The organism is Thalassolituus hydrocarboniclasticus (assembly GCF_025345565.1).
In the GTDB taxonomy this organism is placed as follows: domain Bacteria; phylum Pseudomonadota; class Gammaproteobacteria; order Pseudomonadales; family Oceanobacteraceae; genus Venatoribacter; species Venatoribacter hydrocarboniclasticus.
In genome coordinates this window covers 1,396,255-1,413,102 of sequence record NZ_CP054475.1, presented here as the reverse complement: position 1 = coordinate 1,413,102, position 16,848 = coordinate 1,396,255, and the positions used below count along the sequence as shown (strand labels likewise).

Sequence of the window (16,848 nt, the reverse complement as noted above, 5' to 3'; positions counted from 1 at the left end):
GGTCTGAGGTCGGAGGTCGGGAGCATCTGTCGTCTGACTTCTGTCGTCTGACTTCTGTCGTCTGTCATCTGACTTCTGTCGTCTGTCGTCTGTCGTCTGACTTCTGTCGTCTGTCATCTGACTTCTGTCGTCTGACGCCAGAAGCGCCTGACATTCGCTCTGTTATTTACGCGGGAAGTGGGTCAGTTTGATATACATCAGTGCGGTGGAAATAACATCGCCCATCGCGGTATGACGTTCAATAATGGGGACTTTCAGATCTTTCGCCAGCCCTTCAAAGGTCAGATCGAGCTGCAGCTCCGGAATGTATTTGCGTTTCTGGCGCACATACAACTCCGATACTTCGATAAAGCGGTTCGGCAGCTGAAAGTTATGCAGCTGTTTAATATAACGATTCAGAATCGCCCGGTCGTATTCGATATAAAAGCCACAAATCGGCCGGTTACCAACAAAATCCAGTACCTTTTCAATCGCTTCTGAAACGGCAACGCCCTGACGCCGGTCTTCACGCCGCAGATAATGCACCCGCACTGCGTTCGGGTCGGTTACCGCATTAGAATTAATGGTCAGATCCAGGGCTTCGGACAAACGGATTTCTCCGCCTTTTACCCGTACCGCAGCCACACTCAGCAGCTCGCCTTTTTTCTTATCAAAGCAGCTGGTTTCACAATCCAGAACCACCACTTCATCGCCATCATAAGGCTCCGCCAGGTGACGCCAGCGCCCTTGTGGCGGCATATAGCCCGGTAGTTTTTTCAGCAACCAGAAAGGTGCCATCAGAAACTCTCCAGATGGTAATGGTTAATCAGCAATTGTTTGAATTTTTTAACCCGGTGCAGTGCATGACGTAATAAACTGCGGTCCACACTGCGCAGGCTGTCGAGTTGCAGCTGCTGAGACAGCCCGGGGTTATCCGCTTCGCTTTCCAGCTGCTGGCGCAGGCGGATACGTAAAAAGAACAGTAAGGCATCTTTAAGGCCCTGAGTGGTTTCGTCATCAAGCACGTTCAGTGCCTGTAATTTATCCAGCCGCTCAAGGGTATTGCAGTCGCTGATGGCATATTCAAATGCCAGCGCGCGCACGCCATGTACCAGCGGAAAAATTCCGCCTTTTTTAATATCAATAGTGCCGTGGTCTTCGCGGATTTTACCGAGGAAGGTCAGCGGCGTTTCGAATTTGAGTGCCGGTTTGGCAAACCAGGCAGAGGTCATACTCGAACGCAGTGATTCACTCTGCCAGCTGGCTTTTACCGGTGTAAATAATTCACGGTTGCCACATACCGGCTCGGCATCCATAAAGATAGCCATATTCATCATCGGCTCAGGACTGCCGGAACGCATCCAGCGCTGCACTTTACCGACCCAGCCTTCTACAGTATTAATCCAGCTGTCGTTAATAAACATAACGCCACCCGGACAAGGCGGATAACCGAAATCAAGCAAGGCCTGATGCAGATTATGCAGCAGTGGCAACACCGCTTCGCGGTCATGCTCGTTCTGCAGAATAATGGCGTTATCCTGATCGGTTTTCATGATCTGTTCGCCGCGACCTTCACTGCCCAGAACCAGAATGCACACACTGTTTTGCAAACGCTTGGGAAAAATCAGCTCAAATGCCCGCTCCATTAAACGACGGTTCAGGGTGGTGATCAGTTCCATAATGGCCACCACCTTCACACCCTGACCACTCAGGCTGTCAATCAGCACCTCCAGACGCCGGGCAGCCACCACCAGCTCTTTCATGGTTTTGGCCTGTTCAATACGCATGGCAATCACATGAGAGTGCGTCGAGAACACACTGAGCATATCCATCAGCTCCAGCATGCCGACAATGTCACCGTCACGGGTGACAATAACCCGTTCAATATGGTGCTGCGTCATCTTCAGTAATGCGCTGAACAGGAAGTCGCCGTATTTCACTTCGATCAGATCGAACTGGGCAATATCGGCCACTTTACTTTGCTTGGTTTTATCGCCCAGTAATGTGGCGCGCAGTAAATCGGTACCGGTGACGATGCCAATCTGACGCGCGGTGCGTACCAGCACCGCGTCGTACTTCTGCTCTTCCATAATGGCCGCCACCCGCGCCAGACTGGTCTGGCCGGTGACATAAACCGGTGGTCGTACGCTGTCTTCATCGATACGCGCGAGAATAAATTCGGATACGTCGTTGCTGCGCTGATCGACCAGTTCTTCCTGGGTGCCGAGGTCGGTTTTGAAATAGATGGAAAAATCACTGGATTCATCCAGCAACTGGATAAAGTCTTTGGCGCGCAGTAAATAACAGAGGGTTTCTTCGATCGCGGTATAACGGTGCTTACAGGAAGATTCCAGCACTGCGCGCACATCAAAAATATCTTCCTTACCGTACTGGGAGAAAACCTGTTTTCCACTTTTATCGGTTTCTTCGACCACACCTTTATAAACGATGTACACCCCGGGAGAGACATCGCCTTCATCGAGAATCACAGCTCCGGCCGCGAAGAAAACCAGGTCCAGGCGCCTGGTTAACCATTCCAGCTGCTGCTCAGATAAAAAACTGAACGGCGGTTGGTTAAGGTTTATCTGAATCGTCATACCCAGTCTCCTTCCTGCGACGCGGCCGCTTTCCGTCAGTATAAAATAAAAAAGACACCGTCACAGGACGGTGCCAAGGGGAGCCCCAGCTCGAGGCAATCGTGCAGACCGGATATGCCGGTCAATATTCTCAGGCCTGTTCTGTTTCGTATAACAGGCTCAGTGATCTGCTGCCTGTGCCGCACCCAACCCGGTATGCGAGCGCACAAACTGCTGATCAAATTTCTCCCGTTCCTGCGCTCCGGCGGCCGATTTATCGCTGACCGAGAAATACCAGATACCGGCGAAGGCAACAATGACCGAGAACAGGGCCGGATATTTGTATGGGAAAACCGCGCTTTCGTTGCCCAGAATATCCACCCAGACAATCGGCCCCAGAATCACCAGTGAAACGGCCGTCAACAGCCCCAGCCAGCCACCGATCATGGCGCCACGGGTCGTCAGACGCTGCCAGTACATCGACAGAAACAGCACGGGGAAATTGGTACTGGCAGCAATCGCAAACGCCAGGCCCACCATAAAGGCAATATTCTGTTCTTCAAACAGGATTCCCAGACCGATAGCAATCACGCCCAGCAGCAGCGTGGTCACTTTTGATACCCGCACCTCGTCTTCATCGCTGGCATCCGGGCGGAAAACGTTGGCATAAAGATCATGGGAGACCGCAGAAGCCCCCGCCAATGCCAGACCTGATACCACCGCCAGAATGGTGGCGAAGGCAACGGCTGAAATAAAACCGAGGAACCAGTCGCCGCCGACGGCTTTCGACAGGTGAATAGCGGCCATATTGTTACCGCCAATCAAAGCACCGGCCTCGTTCAGGAACTCGCTGTTGGTCGACACCAGAACAATGGCACCGAAACCAATAATAAAGGTCAGGATATAGAAATAGCCGATAAAACCCGTGGCATAAAAAACCGATTTGCGCGCTTCGCGGGCGTCGGCCACGGTAAAGAAACGCATCAGAATATGCGGCAAACCGGCGGTGCCGAACATCAGGGCAATGCCCAGACTGATGGCCGATACCGGGTCAGAAATCAGACCACCGGGCGCCATAATCGCAATGCCTTTTTCGTGAACTTCGGTTGCCTGCAGGAATAAATTCCCCATGTCGAAACCAACGTGCACCAGCACCATCAACGCCATAAAGCTGGCACCAGACAACAGCAGCACCGCTTTAATAATCTGTACCCAGGTAGTGGCCAGCATGCCGCCCATGGTGACGTACAGCACCATTAAAATACCCACCAGCACGACGGCATAGTCGTATGGCAGCCCGAACAGCAGCTGAATCAGCTTACCGGAACCCACCATCTGCGCGATCAGATACAGCGATACGACACAGAGTGAGCCAACCGCCGACAACGTGCGGATCTGGGTCTGCCCCAGACGATACGAGGCCACATCGGCAAAGGTAAATTTACCCAGATTACGTAAACGCTCGGCGATCATAAACAGAATCAGCGGCCAGCCGACCAGAAAGCCGATGGAATAAATCAGGCCATCAAAACCGGATAGATACACCAGCCCCGAAATACCGAGAAACGATGCTGCCGACATGTAATCGCCGGCAATGGCCAGACCATTCTGAAAACCGGTAATACCACCACCAGCCGCATAATAATCGGCGGCAGAACGGGTACGGCGACTGGACCAGACGGTGATCCCAAGGGTAAAAGCCACAAAAATAAGAAACATAATAATGGCCGACCAGTTGGTCGCCTGCTGCTCCACGGCACCACCGATGGCATCAGCCCCCAATGACAGGCTGCTCAGCGATAAAAACGGCAGCAATACCAGCAGGTGTAAACGCTTTAACATATCTGCTTCCTTAACCCTTCAGACATTCAGCAACAATGCGCTGATTTTCTTCATCAAATTCAGTATTGGCGCGTTTGACATAAATCCCGGTTAACAGAAACGAAGAGATAATAATGAATACGCCGATCGGGATTCCCCAGGTGGTCACGCTGTTCTGGGCAACCGGCTCAGCCAGAACGCCGGGCGCAAAAGCAACCAGCATAATAAAAGAAAAGTACATCACCAGAACGATGGCGGAGAGCTTCAGAGCAAAGGCTTTACGCTTGGCTACCAGACTCTGAAAATCCGGGTGATCTTTGATTTTTTGGTAGACATCGGACTGCATGCCTGACTCCTGCAAATAAATAACTCATTGGCATTCTACTCAACGGGCACCTCCCCCCCAGCCCGACCATAGTCTCAGGATGAGGACTGTCCGGGCTTCCGCCATCTACGACCTTGGTCTAAGATCAGGGCAGCAGCAAAGAGTGAACAGCAGGCTCGTGTTAAGCTCCCCGAAGGCAGAAAAAATACAACAAGGAAAACTATGATTCCGGCCTGGCAGCTCATTTCCATTTCCGTGTTATACATCAGCACCCTGTTTGCCATTGCCTGGTACGGCGACCGGCGCGCCCACAGCGGCAGGCCAGTACACAACACCGGCATGATTTACAGCCTGTCACTGGCGGTTTATTGCACATCCTGGACCTTTTACGGTGCAGTAGGCATGGCCGCCACCAGTGGCTGGATGTTCCTCAGTATTTATATCGGTCCGATTATCTTTCTGCTGTTTTTCTGGCGTATGCTGGGAAAAATTATCCGCATCGCTAAAGAAAAGCGCCTCACATCCATTGCCGACTTTATCGCTACCCGTTACGGCCGTGACCACACGCTGGCCATTCTGGTAACCATCGTCGCAGTGCTGGGGGTTGTGCCTTACATCGCACTGCAACTCAAAGCCATTGCCACCACCTTCGAGCTGGTCACGCAGCCTTTGGGAGCAGAGACCGGCGGGCCGGTTTTTTTCTGGCAGGACACGGCCTTTCATATCAGCTGGGCAATGGCGCTGTTTGTGATTGTCTTCGGTACCCGCGACATTGACGCCAGCGAACAGCATCCGGGGATGATTCTGGCGGTTGCCTTTGAATCCATGGTGAAACTGCTGGCGATTCTTGCCGTTGGCATCTGGGTTATGACCTCCCTGTTCGACTCGCCGCTGGATCTGCTCAGCCTGTCAAAAACGGTGATGCCTGAACACGCCCTGTTCAACAGTGATGTGATTTCACTCGCTTTTATTCTGCAAAGCCTGCTGGCCGGCTTTGCCATTCTTTGCCTGCCGCGCCAGTTTCAGGTGGCGGTGATTGAGAATGAATCCGTACGCCATATTCACACCGCACGCTGGATGTTTCCGCTGTACCTGGTGCTGATGCTGCTGTTTGTCGTGCCTATCGCCTTAACCGGGCATTTATTTATGCGTGATCTGGGGTTTACCCCGGATACCTACGTGCTCAGCCTGCCGGTGTCCCTCGGCCAGGATGTGCTCGCTATTATTGCCTTTATCGGCGGCGGCAGCGCGGCCACCGGTATGATTATTGTTGCGACGATTGCCATCAGCACTATGGTGTCGAACGAACTGGTATTGCCGGCCTTTTTCCGCAATACCCAGCAGCAGAGTGATATTCAGCAATCATCCAGTGTGCGCACTCTGGTATTGACCGTGCGCCGCATGGTGATTGTGGTGATGATTCTGGGTTCTTACCTTTTTTATCGCATGGTCGGCGAATTTGAATCGCTGGCAGCTATCGGCCTGTTATCTTTTGCCGCCGTCGCACAATTTGCACCGCCATTAATTGGCGGTCTGATCTGGCAGGGAGGAAACCGTCAGGGGGCTATCGCCGGATTACTGAGTGGCACCTTTATCTGGATTTATACCCTGCTATGGCCAGTACTTTCACAGGGCATTGATCAGAACGGTACAACACCATCGCAGATGCTGGGACTGAACCTGGATGATTTCAGCTTCGGCGTAATACTGAGTCTGTCGGTCAATGTATCCTTTTATATTTTCTTTTCCGTGGTCACCAACGCATCCGTACGTGAGCGGATGCTGGCCTCCGACTTTACCAGCACTAAGGCGCTCAATCCGGGCAATCAGGTCGCCCCCTCTTTTACCTGCAAAGTGGATGATGTGCGCGTAGTGCTGGAGCGGATTCTGGGCTACAAAAAAGCCGAATCCTTTTTTGCTGATTATCAGGCTCATCATGGCATTCAGTACGATCATGCCATGGCCTCCAGTGAACTGCTGCACGATGCCGAGAAATTACTGGCCTCGGTGGTAGGTTCATCCTCGGCGCGGGTGATTTTTTCCACCCTGCTCGGTGGCGAGCAGATTCAGATCCGCGATCTTGCCTTCCTCGCCAGCGAAGCCAGCCAGGCCTTTGCTATGAGCCGCGAGCAATTGCAGGCTGCGGTAGAGAATCTGCATCAGGGCGTCAGTGTGGTTGACCGCAATCTCAATCTGGTGGCCTGGAACCGCCGCTATCTGGAACTGTTTAATTATCCGCCGGGCTTTATTCAGGTGGGTAAACCCGTGGCCGATATTATTGCCTTTAATGCCGAGCGTGGTTTCTGCGGCCCGGGCAGCATAGAGCAGCAGGTTGCACGCCGGATGCGTTTTTTAAGTGCCGGTTCGGCCCATCAGTTTGAACGCCTGCTGCCGAATGGCGTGGTAATTTCCATGCAGGGCCATCCGATGCCGGATGGTGGTTTCGTCACCAGTTTCACTGACATTACCGTGCACAGAAAAGCTGAACAGGCATTAAAAGAAGCCAATATCACTCTTGAACGCCGGGTCGAAAAAAGTACCCAGCAACTGGATGATCTGACCTCACAGCTGATCGAAGCCAACACCAGTAAAACCCGCTTCCTCGCGGCGGCCGGACATGATCTGATGCAGCCATTAAATGCTGCCAAATTATTCGCTTCGACACTGGCACAACACAATTTATCGGTGGAGCAACGCCACCTGCTGACCCATCTCGAAGGCTCTCTGCAGTCAGCCGAAGATGTACTGTCGGTACTGGTTGAAATATCCAAGCTGGATGCCGGCGCCATTGAGCCCAGCCTGCGACCGATTCAGTTAAGCGCCGTATTAAAACCCCTGCGTGATGAGTTTACCGCGCTGGCCGCAGAGAAAGGCCTGGTACTGCGTTTCCGGCCCTGCAATTACTGGGTATTGAGTGACGCCCACTGGCTGCGCCGTATCGTGCAGAACCTGCTCAGTAACGCCGTACGCTATACCCATAAAGGCGGCCTGCTGCTTGGTTGCCGTAAGCGTGGACAGAATCTGGTTATTGAGGTCTGGGATACCGGCCCGGGTATTCCCCGCTCTAAACTCGGTGAAATTTTTGGTGAGTTCAAACGCCTGAATCAGGGCAAGCAGGACAGCAAAGGGCTGGGATTAGGGCTGGCCATTGTTGATCGCATGGCCAAGCGCATGGGGCACAGCGTGGAAGTCGATTCCTGGGTAGGAAACGGCACGCGTTTCCGCATCACCCTGCCCCTGACCGAAGCGGATGTGGTCAAGGAGGATAACCGCGATCAGCAGGTGCGCGTCTCCGGCAGCTTTGAAGGACTGCAGACCTTCTGCATCGACAATGATGCCGAAGTACTGGCCGGCATGAATGCCCTGCTCAGTAGCTGGCAATGTGAAGTATTCAGCTGCAGTGACGAGCACGAAGCCGAACAGGTGCCATTCAAGCCGCAGATTATGCTGGCTGATTATCAACTCGACAGCGACGTTACCGGTCTGCAGGTCATGTCGATGCTGCGCCGTCATTTCAATGAAGATATTCCGGGTGTACTGATCTCGGCAGACCCAAGACCCTCGGTAGCGGAAGAAGCCAAATCCCTCGGCTTCTATTTCCTGAAAAAACCGGTACGGCCAGCGGCACTGCGCGCACTGATTCGGCGCCTTATCCGCTGAGTTCTGTCTGCCGGAAATAAACCAATAGCCGCAATAAAAAAACAGGAGCCATGCTCCTGTTTTTTTTATCATGTTTATCCGTTTTTAGCGGACCTCTGAATGATCAGACCTGAGTCGCCATTAAGGCATCCGGCTTTTCAAAATCCAGACTCTGTACCGAAATAACCGCCTGAGTCCGGGTGCGCACACCCAGTTTGCGGAAAATCGCAGTTACGTGTGCCTTGATGGTGGCTTCGCTGACGTCCAGATCATAGGCGATCTGTTTATTCAGCATACCCTCAGACATCATGGTCAGTACGCGGAACTGCTGTGGTGTCAGACTGGCCAGACGTTCGGCCAGATCCAGCGCATTCTGGTTTGGCTGATGCTGATGACGACGGGCGGCATCGGGCAGATAAATATCGCCCTGCAGCACCATTTCTATCGCTTTGGCGATATGTTCCAGCGGTGAGGATTTAGAGATATATCCCGAGGCTTCGTGGTCGATCGCCTGACACATAATGGCCGGATCTTCACAGGCCGACACAACAATCACCGGAATTTCCGGATAATGTGAGCGCAGAAAGACCAGTCCGGAATAACCGTGTGCTCCCGGCATCTGCAGATCCAGCAGAATCAGATCGGCATCTTTATGCTGCTCCACGACCTGCTGCAATTCCGGCAGAGATTCTGCCTGTTCAATTGTGACATCAGGCACCAGCTGTTTAACCGCCTGCTGCATTGCGGTACGGAATAATGGGTGGTCATCGGCAATGATGATTTTTTGTGCGAGCTGCATAGTCCCCTCCGGAGAATCCTGCTGAGCGGTTTTACCGCCGTCTTTTGTTATTGTGCGACATTTTATCAGCAGATGCTTGTGTCCACCGTAAAAATGCAAAAAACTGCCCAGAGAAATCTCTGGGCAGCTCTGTCAGACACCTGATGATGACTTGCTCATCCGTGCTGATTATCCCCGATTCAGACGCTTATCAATCAGGGAGTCCACTACCGACGGATCAGCCAGTGTGGAAATATCACCGAGAGAGTCATGCTCGTTGGCGGCAATCTTGCGCAGGATACGGCGCATGATTTTACCGGAACGGGTCTTTGGCAGTCCCGGGGTAATCTGAATCAGATCAGGTGCCGCAATCGGGCCGATTTCTGAACGAACCCAGTTACGCAGCTCTTTTACCAGCTCTTCGCTCGATTCTTCGCCGGCATTCAGGGTGACGTAGACGTAGATACCCTGACCTTTGATATCGTGCGGATAACCCACCACCGCAGCCTCAGCCACTTTCGGGTGTGCAACCAGCGCACTTTCCACTTCAGCGGTACCCATGCGGTGACCGGATACGTTGATCACGTCATCCACACGACCGGTAATCCAGTAGTAACCATCTTCGTCACGACGGGCACCGTCACCGGTAAAGTACATGCCACGGAACGTAGAGAAGTAAGTCTGCACAAAACGCTCATGATCGCCGTATACCGTACGGGCCTGACCCGGCCAGCTGTCGATCATCACCAGATTACCCTCAACCGCACCTTCCAGCAGCATACCGGAGTTATCCACCAGTGCAGGCTGTACACCAAAGAACGGACGGGTTGCTGAGCCTGGTTTAGCATCGGTAGCACCCGGTAACGGCGTAATCATGATGCCGCCGGTTTCGGTCTGCCACCAGGTATCAACAATCGGGCAGCGCTCTTCACCGATGGTACGGTAATACCATTCCCAGGCTTCCGGGTTAATCGGTTCACCCACAGAACCCAGCAGACGCAGGGATTCACGGTGCGTGCCTTCAACAGCTTTCGCGCCTTCGGCCATCAGCGAGCGGATCGCGGTTGGAGCGGTATAAAGAATATTGACCTGATGTTTATCCACAATCTGCGAGAAACGGTTGATGTCCGGATAATTCGGCACACCTTCGCACATCAGGGTTGTACCACCATTAGCCAGCGGTCCGTACAGCAGATAGGTATGACCGGTGATCCAGCCCACATCGGCGGTACACCAGTAAATATCGCCATCGTGATAATCAAAAACGTACTGATGAGTAATAGAGGCCCACACCATATAACCACCGGTGGTATGCAACACACCTTTAGGCTTACCGGTAGAACCGGAGGTATAAAGAATAAAGAGCGGATCTTCAGCGCCCATCTCTTCTGCCGGGCAATGCGGAGAAGCCAGGCTCACCAGATCGTGATACCAGACATCACGATGCGCATGCCAGGCGACATCAGAGCCGGTACGCTTAACCACAATCACTTTTTCCAGTGAGCGGATCGCCGGATTGGTCAGCGCTTCATCCACGTTGGCTTTCAGTGGCACTTTCTTGCCACCACGCACACCTTCATCGGAGGTGATAACGATTTTGGCATTACTGTCTTCAATACGGCCGGCCAGAGCATCCGGCGAGAAACCACCAAATACTACCGAGTGGACGGCACCGATACGGGTACAGGCCAGCATGGCCACCGCCGCTTCCGGAATCATCGGCATATAAATGCAGACGATATCGCCCTTGCGTACGCCCTGACCACGCAGCGCGTTGGCAAAGCGGGAAACTTCTTCATGCAACTCTTTATAGGTGATGTGACGATCCTGACCCGGATCATCGCCTTCCCAGATAATGGCAGTCTGATCGCCGCGGGTTTCCAGATGACGATCCAGACAGTTGGCTGACGCATTCAGCGTACCGTCTTCAAACCATTTGATATCAACGTTGTGATCGTCGAAGGATACGTTGCGCACACGGGTGAAAGGTTTTATCCAGTCAATACGCTGTTCTGCCTGCTCACGCCAGAACCCTTCCGGATTAATGACGGACTGCTGGTACATCTGCAGATATTTTTCGTTGTTGATCCAGGCGGAATCAGCAAATTCCGGTTTGACTGGATAAACCTTCTGGTCGCTCATAGCGTTCTCCCTAAGTGATTATTTTTAAAGCTCGCTAGTGCTCGGCGGCAATGTCTATCTTGAACTCATATTGAGTGACCGGTTGCTCTTCCCCAAATTAGACAATGGTCTATCGCTGGAAAAAACAGCCACTGGCCGGGATTTACAGGCTATCTGCCGTCGCTGCTCATACCTGCTTTGCGGCTTACTGCCAGAGACCGGTCAAAACCCGGTATCCGCTTTCCCGAAAATGGCCGGGATAAAAATACCGGTATCTGTTTAATACCCCCGAACGGAATCCTGAACCAGTGTTTCTTGTTTGGTTATCTTGCTGATATCTAAAGAAAAACTGCTCAATCTGAATATCAGCCCGGATATACACCTGTGCCTGTCCCGAATGAATAACGTAATGCCATGGCAGAATGATCATTGGAGTTAACGGTATAAATCACATTGGAAGATTCTTCTCCCGCCAGTCTGTATACGCCCCGGAACTGTAGCTCCCGCTGCTGCTGTAAAGCGCTGATGCTGATCCGTAGTTCAGCAGAGAGTTAGTAAGTACTTCTACTTAACGCCTCGCAGCTTCGACCTTTGGCTAATTTCGTCGCACAGAAACTGTGCACCATAGTGAGCAGGCACAACTATGATAATAAGGAGAGCGACATGCGTAAGACTTCTGCAATTCTGTTGGCCGCGGCCCTGCCGATGGCTGTTCAGGCAGCAAATACCGAGTTCAGCTATGGCGGCTATATCAAGATGGACGCCATGATGAGCACCTATTCCGATGGTGATATTGGCGCAGCGAGTCTGGGCCGTGATTTCTATGTACCGTCAGCCACACCAACCAGCGGCGGCACCGGCGAAGAAACCAGCAGTGTCGACTTCAGCGCCAAATCTTCCCGAATTAACTTCAAAACCGTAACCACCACCGACAGCGGTGACAAGGTAACCGGTTTTGTAGAAATGGACTTTCTTGGTTCAGCTCAGGGTAACGAAGTTGTTTCCAACTCCTACAGCCCACGTCTGCGTCATGCGTTCTTTACCCATAATAATCTGACCGTTGGTCAGACCTGGTCCACCTTTATGAACGTCGGCGCTCTGCCGGAAACCGTGGACTTCCTCGGTGTCAGTGACGGTACCGTATTTAACCGTCAGGCACAGATCCGCTACACCATGGGTGACTTCCAGTTTGCTCTGGAAAACCCGGAAACCACCCTTGTCACAGCACCTGCCGCTCCAGGAGCACCGGGCACACTGACTACCGATGATTCCGGCCTGCCTGATATCGTTGCCCGTTACAACCTGAAGACCGGTGATCATGCCTTTACCGTTGCCGCAATTGCCCGTCAGTTTGCAGTACAGGATGGTTTACAGAATGGCGTAGATGAAACAGCTAATGGGTTCGGTGTAAGCCTGTCCGGTATGGTCAAGCTCGGCGCCGATGATCTGAAGTTCAGCTACACCACCGGTGATGTTGCCCGCTACGTAGGTCTTGCAGCAGCTCAGGATGCCATCGTCGATGCTAGTGGCGACATTAAAGCAACCACAGTTAACGCAGCCTTTGTTGCTTATCGCCACTTCTGGAACGATAAGATGCGCAGCACCATCGCCTATTCCATGCTGGACGCTGACTACGATGATGATGCTATCGCTGCAGGACGTGTTGAATCATCAAGCAGCACCCGTCTGAACCTGATGTACTCCCCAACCAAAGAAGTAACCTATGGTGTGGAATACAGCATGGCAACGCTGGAAAAGGTATCTACTACCAAAAATGAAGGCGATCTGAACCGCCTGCACTTTACCGCCAAATACAGCTTCTGATCTGTATCTGAGGTAATAAAAAAACCCGGCTCTTGCCGGGTTTTTTTATGCCTGAACTGAATCCAATCAAAGTGCAGCTCCTTCTCTGCAGCTCCTTCTCTGCAGCTCCTTCTCTGCAGCTCCTTCTCTGCAGCTCCTTCTCTGCGGCCACTGGCGGCCGGGGATCAGAACGCCTGGCTGACCAGAGATGGCACTGCCAAGCCTGAGGGATTGTGAGATTGAGAGGCTGAGAGGCTGAGAGGCTGAGAGGCTGAGAGGCTGAGAGGCTGAGAGGCTGAGACAGAATCATTCCGGCACATAAAGCACTGCGCAATTTTAAAACCACGGCGCCACCCAGCATTCAGCATTTCCGGATCTGCGGATATTTATAGTTACAGAAGATAGCGATTTACTTACCAATCCGCTGCAAACAAAAATTTTCTGACGAATTAACAGACCTATTCACAAGAAAATTGACACTCAGCTATAAATATTTATATCAATGTCACAAAAATACTCTTTTTGTTACAAATGGTTACGGCCAACTGAAGGGGTGAGTGCGGGTGACAATTTCTGTCACATTCCACTCATAAACGACAGTTATGAGTAGTATTTTTTTAATATTCTTTCCTGCAATGCAGGCAAACATGAAGAAAAATGTCACTTTTTAAGTAAACGAAAATTATTCTCTAAAAACAGTGTGTTACATCACAGTTTTAAAGCCCGTCTGGTGCCTGCCGGCAAATTGACTCAACCATATGCCCTACCTAAGATGCCTCCGTGAAACATAAGGCAGAACGTTTTAAGACAAAGGTACGGATTACACTTTGAGCAAACAGGCTTTGTTTAATTTTACAACGATTAACAAGTTCCGGAATTTTTGCCGTACGGGAAGCATTCCGCACGCCTTTTTTTCCGCAATTTGCCACCAGGCACAGCCTGCCAGATCCCTGACGAAAATATCTGCAGCCCTCTCCGGCCTGAAGCCGGCCGTTCTTAAAAGCACAGCCCTTCCTTTTTCTGGCGTCGCAAGTCAGGCGGAAAACGCCTCTGGCACCCGCCAGCCGGAATTCAAATTTCGCTACAAAGTAAAGGTCCAATAAGGAGCATTCCATGCAGACCATTAAACGCACGTCCCTGCTTCTCGCAGGTATGCTTGCCTCGGCAAGTGGCTGGGCGGCGACCTCTGTCGGCACCCAGATTAAAAACACCGCAACAGCAACGTACTACGCACCAGCCGATGCAACTTCACAGCTGAGCGTCAGCAGCACGACGGAATTTGTTGTGCAGGAAAAAATCGACGTTGCAGTGACCAGCAGCGTTACCAATGCACTGGAAGTTCAGGCTGGCAGCACTGCTCAGGTTATTGAATACACCATCACAAATACCGGTAACGGTGATGAATCATTCGACCTGGCCGTCAGCAACGGTACCGGCGATGCGTTCGATGTTACCAACGTTAAGATTTATCTGGATGACGATGTACCAGGATTTCAGGGCACTGAAAGTGAAGTCACCAATATTAACCTGACTCCGGAACAGGCCACCAAAGTCTTTGTTGTGGTTGATATTCCGGCTGCCCAGGGAATCGACGATACCGCTAATATCGCCTTTAACGTTACCTCTGCGACCCCAGGTGCCTCGACGGGGATACAGGGTCAGGTACTTGCAGGTCAGGGCGATGGCGGTACCGATGCGGTACTGGCCAATGATGCTGGCGGTGCAATCAAAGCCAGCAGCTATAAAGTAACCTCAACCGCCGGTCTGGTTGTTATCACCAAAAGCATTCTGTCGACCGAGCACCCAACTCTGGGCAGCGTAAAAGTGCCAGGCAGTGTGGTGACCTATCAGATTCTGGTTCAGGTAACCGCTGCGGTTAATAACCTGCGCATCGTCGATGAGCTGCCAGCGAACCTGACTTACAACACAGGCTCCCTGCTGCTGGCAAACAGCAACCTGGCCGGTACCCTGCTGACAACCACCAATGCCTCAGCCAACACCGATTCTGCAGCCGATCCGGATGCGGGCCGTTATGACGCCAATGCTGGCAACAACGGCCGTGTGACCTTTGTTTTGGGTAATCAGGCAGCAGCCGGCGATTACACCATCCAGTTCACCGCCACCATCGATTAATAACGAGGTATTTATGCGCACTCTTCTGCTCGCATTTGCTTTTCTTCCTGCTCTGGCAATGGCCGAAGTAAGCCTGACCACCGAGGCTTTTAAAATCGTTGCGGTGCAACAGGCCGACGGCAGCGTTGTGGAAGAGTGGCAAACACCTGAGAAAGTAGTACCCGGCGATAAAGTCGGTTACCGCATCTCTTACAACAATAACGGCAAGGAAGCCGCTGAAGGCGTTGTAATCAATAACCCGGTTCCTGCCGAAACGATCTACATCGCCAACAGTGCAACCGGTGCCAACAGCACCATTACCTATTCCGTTGACGGTGGTCAGAACTTTGGCAAAGCCAGCGAACTGACCGTCACTGCACAGGGCACTACCCGTGCGGCAAAAGCGGAAGACTACAGCCACATCCGCTGGATGCTGACTCAGCCGGTCGAAGCCGGAGCCAGCGGTAAAGTGGAATTTAAAGTTCGTATTAAATAACCCGGAGAATCTGTATGAACATACAAAAACTGATTCTGCCTGCTGCTATGTCCTTCGCCGGCCTCGTAAGTTTTGGGGCTCAGGCGGCGACACAAGCCGGTATTGAAATCGTAAATACTGCGACGCTTAACTACAAAGTTAATAACGTCTCCCAAACTGAAGTAAAAGCTGAGAAAAAACTGCAGGTCGACGTAAAAATCGACTTTAACCTGGCACGTGCTGATATTGCAGCGCCAAATGCATCAGCTGAAATTGATGTTGCTGGCAGCAAATACTACGTGATGGGTAAATTTAATCTGGCCAACACCACCAACGCGCCAACTACTTTCGCCCTTACACCGGTAAATGGTGACGGCACCAGTGCTGCGACCTTGGGTTTTACCGGTACAGATTACACCTCGCTGGCTGATACCAAAGATCCGGTAAGCAACCTTTTTAAACTGTACAGCAGTGCTGCTGGTGCTGCCGCTCCGGCAACCGAACTGACTGGTAATATCTCTCTGAATGAAGACGGAAATGCCAGCAACACCACAGCACTGGTCTGGGTTCTGATTCCAACCAGTGAAATCAAAGGTGTGGATCAAGATGTTTTCGCCGTACAGTTAACAGCAACCGCAAGCGAAGTGACTGTTGTTGGTGAAACCGACCCTGTTGCTGTTACTGACAATGTTGGTCAGGCCGACACGGATACCGTTCAGTTTGTATTTGCTGACGACGCACAAGCGGGTGATAACGAATCTGAAATCGGTAATGCTACCGAATCGGCATGGGACGCCCTGTTCCTGGCCTTCCCGGATTTCGAAGTCACTGATCCGACTGATCCTACCAATCCAAACAAAAATGGTTTCCTTAAAGAATCCAAAGTGATCTGGGATCCGATTAACGAAGCGGCAAGTCCGAAAGCCATTCCCGGCGCAACCGTTCAGTACACCATTCACCTGACCAACCTGGGCAGTGAGAACGCTACTGACGTTAATATTGCCGATGCCATCCCGGCCAACACTACTTACTGCAACAACACTGCATTCGCATGCTTTGACGCGAAAGCAGTAGTGCGTGACGGTATCGATGCGGCGTTGACCTACAAGGATCCGGAAACCTTGCCATTCAACGACGGCGGTGTAATTAAAGCGACCTACACCACCTTCCCGGCGAAATATACCAGCACTATCACCTTTACTGTGACGGTCGACTGATC

The 16,848-nt window shown here is 52.0% G+C and carries 12 protein-coding genes; 6 read left to right on the top strand and 6 right to left on the bottom strand.

Annotated elements, in window-relative coordinates:
* Nucleotides 1-162: 162 nt before the first annotated feature.
* The 4 genes from HUF19_RS06245 to HUF19_RS06230 form a co-directional block, all read right to left on the bottom strand.
* Nucleotides 163-777, bottom strand: a complete 615-nt coding sequence (locus HUF19_RS06245; protein WP_260998977.1) for a 3'-5' exonuclease — start codon at nt 775-777, stop codon at nt 163-165.
* The gene (locus HUF19_RS06240; RefSeq protein ID WP_260998976.1) at nt 777-2,576 is read right to left on the bottom strand and encodes a DUF294 nucleotidyltransferase-like domain-containing protein; all 1,800 of its coding nucleotides are present in this window, start codon (nt 2,574-2,576) and stop codon (nt 777-779) included. Before HUF19_RS06240 ends, HUF19_RS06245 begins: the two co-directional genes overlap by 1 nt.
* 159 nt (nt 2,577-2,735) lie before the next feature.
* Nucleotides 2,736-4,397: a cation acetate symporter gene (locus HUF19_RS06235; protein WP_260998975.1), complete on the bottom strand. Its 1,662-nt coding sequence runs from the start codon at nt 4,395-4,397 to the stop codon at nt 2,736-2,738.
* A gap of 10 nt (nt 4,398-4,407) precedes the next feature.
* Nucleotides 4,408-4,722: a DUF485 domain-containing protein gene (locus HUF19_RS06230; RefSeq protein WP_260998974.1), complete on the bottom strand. Its 315-nt coding sequence runs from the start codon at nt 4,720-4,722 to the stop codon at nt 4,408-4,410.
* A 201-nt stretch (nt 4,723-4,923) separates the two neighbouring features.
* On the opposite strand from HUF19_RS06230, the gene HUF19_RS06225 reads away from it, so the two are divergent.
* A complete protein-coding gene (locus tag HUF19_RS06225) occupies nt 4,924-8,361 on the top strand; it encodes a PAS domain-containing hybrid sensor histidine kinase/response regulator (protein WP_260998973.1) in 3,438 nt (1,145 codons plus the stop codon).
* A gap of 103 nt (nt 8,362-8,464) precedes the next feature.
* Here the strand turns inward: HUF19_RS06225 and HUF19_RS06220 are convergent, their stop codons facing one another.
* Entirely contained in the window at nt 8,465-9,139 is a 675-nt protein-coding gene (locus HUF19_RS06220; RefSeq protein ID WP_260998972.1) for a response regulator transcription factor, read from the bottom strand.
* Nucleotides 9,140-9,307: 168 nt separating this feature from the next.
* The gene (acs, locus tag HUF19_RS06215) at nt 9,308-11,260 is read right to left on the bottom strand and encodes an acetate--CoA ligase (RefSeq protein ID WP_260998971.1); all 1,953 of its coding nucleotides are present in this window, start codon (nt 11,258-11,260) and stop codon (nt 9,308-9,310) included.
* 642 nt (nt 11,261-11,902) lie between these two features.
* Between acs and HUF19_RS06210 the strand changes: the two genes are divergently transcribed.
* From HUF19_RS06210 to HUF19_RS06190, 5 genes are all read left to right on the top strand, one after another.
* Nucleotides 11,903-13,063 (top strand): DcaP family trimeric outer membrane transporter, encoded by a 1,161-nt coding sequence (locus tag HUF19_RS06210; RefSeq protein WP_260998970.1) that lies wholly within the window; start codon nt 11,903-11,905, stop codon nt 13,061-13,063.
* An 806-nt stretch (nt 13,064-13,869) separates the two neighbouring features.
* Entirely contained in the window at nt 13,870-14,145 is a 276-nt protein-coding gene (locus HUF19_RS06205; RefSeq protein ID WP_260998969.1) for a hypothetical protein, read from the top strand.
* A 10-nt stretch (nt 14,146-14,155) separates the two neighbouring features.
* Nucleotides 14,156-15,175 carry a hypothetical protein gene (locus HUF19_RS06200; protein ID WP_260998968.1) on the top strand — a complete coding sequence of 340 codons (1,020 nt, stop codon included), beginning with the start codon at nt 14,156-14,158 and terminating at the stop codon, nt 15,173-15,175.
* A gap of 13 nt (nt 15,176-15,188) precedes the next feature.
* A complete protein-coding gene (locus HUF19_RS06195) occupies nt 15,189-15,650 on the top strand; it encodes a hypothetical protein (RefSeq protein ID WP_260998967.1) in 462 nt (153 codons plus the stop codon).
* Nucleotides 15,651-15,664: 14 nt separating this feature from the next.
* Nucleotides 15,665-16,846 (top strand): hypothetical protein, encoded by a 1,182-nt coding sequence (locus HUF19_RS06190; RefSeq protein ID WP_260998966.1) that lies wholly within the window; start codon nt 15,665-15,667, stop codon nt 16,844-16,846.
* Nucleotides 16,847-16,848 lie beyond the last annotated feature (2 nt).